The organism is Sulfuricurvum sp. RIFOXYD12_FULL_44_77, from assembly GCF_001830725.1.
In the GTDB taxonomy this organism is placed as follows: Bacteria; Campylobacterota; Campylobacteria; order Campylobacterales; family Sulfurimonadaceae; genus Sulfuricurvum; species Sulfuricurvum kujiense_A.
This window is the reverse complement of the sequence record NZ_MIBU01000096.1, coordinates 1-1,713: the sequence shown is the minus strand read 5'-3', so window position 1 is coordinate 1,713 and position 1,713 is coordinate 1. Positions and strand designations below refer to the sequence as shown.

Below are 1,713 nucleotides of genomic sequence, written 5' to 3'. Positions count from 1 at the left end.
TTCGGGGCATATGGCGCTTGGAGATTGCCCTGTCATCGCTGAATTGATTGAGTACCTTAAAAACAAAGAGCTTCGCGCCGACGAGCTATTTCTCCTCTGTACCCATTTCAAACGCTCCGTCTTGAATGCAACGTACCGCTTAGGGATACACAATCAGGAAATTTTTGTTGCTATCAGCTATTTATTCGATCAAAATTTTGCCGGTGTTTTAAAACTCTACACCGATACAATTTACCAAAAAGAGCAAGAAGCGCTCAATGCCTCTAAAGCAAAAGAGTATTTTCTCTCCAATATGTCCCATGAAATACGGACACCGCTGAATGCTATTTTAGGCTTTGTATCCCTGCTTCGTGATGAGACGACCAACCCCCGTTATCAGCAATATCTCAATATTATCAGCAACAGCGGAGAAAGTCTTCTTCATATTATCAATGATATTCTCGATTTTTCTAAACTTCGCAGTGGCGAGTTTACCGTTGATCCGCAGCCGTTTAACGTCCATGATGAGATATCCCATACAATGGAACTTTTTGTTCCGGGTGCAAATTCTAAAAGTCTTACTCTGACCAGTTTTATCGATCCTACCATTGCGTATGAAATTGTTGCCGATGCGCTGCGCATAAAGCAGATCGTGGGGAATTTTTTAAGCAATGCGATCAAGTTCAGCCATCACGCGGGAGCTATTCATGTCGAAGCACGATGCGATGAAGGGATCCTTTCGCTCTCCGTTCGAGATCAGGGAATAGGGATATCTTCGGTGGATCAAGAGCGGATTTTTGATGCTTTCTCTCAAGCGCAAGAGGGGACGATGAAAATCAATGAGGGGACCGGTCTTGGACTTTCCATTTGTAAGCAGTTGGCGCTTCACATGGGGGGAGATATTGAACTGGAATCGACGGTAGGAGAGGGAAGTACTTTTACCCTTAAAATTCCTGTTATCGTCAATAATGATTGTGAAGTCTCAAAAATTGACGTCTCAATTTTTGAGGGGATCGAATTCGGGCTTTTGGCGTATGATCCGAGTGAAAGTTATAAACTCGAATCTCTACGGCGTTATTGGGATCATTTCGGATTGGATGTCCGTATCATCAAGAATGTTCAAGAACCGTGCAATCTTCTCATTTTCTTAGAGAGCTCTTTGGATGATACGGTACGAGAAATGATCATAAAAAATCGAATCCCCTCAGTCGCTATCCTTGATTTTCTGGATGAACGTTATGATACGATTGAGACGATCGTGCCGCTAACTTTTCCCATCTATTGTACAAAACTGCAGAGAGCTTTGAAGGATGTTTTAGGGGTTAATCAACCTAATTTGCCTCATAAAACAGGATTTAGGGGAAGAGGTGGATTTGAGGGGAAGGTATTGGTTGCAGAAGATAATCTTGCCAATCAGGAGCTTATCAAAATCATTTTGGAGCGCTATGGTCTGAAATACACGATTGCTTCAAACGGTGCGGAAGCATTGGATTGCTTTCAGTCGGAATATTTCGATATGGTTTTTATGGATGAACAGATGCCGCAAATGAACGGAAATGAAGCGACAGCAAATATGTTAGCTTATGAAAAGGAGAATCAGCTCCTCCATACTCCTATTGTGGCATTAACGGCGAATGTGATCAACGGTGCACGTGAGCGCTCACTTCAAAACGGCTATGACGCTTTTTTAGGAAAGCCGATCGTCATTAAAGAGATTGAACAGATTTTTGAACG

Annotated in this window: 1 protein-coding gene; it reads left to right on the top strand. The window is 42.6% G+C overall.

Annotated elements, in window-relative coordinates; genetic code table 11:
- On the top strand, positions 1-1,713 hold a 1,713-nt coding region (locus tag A2517_RS04295), incomplete at both ends, for an ATP-binding protein (protein WP_294894494.1).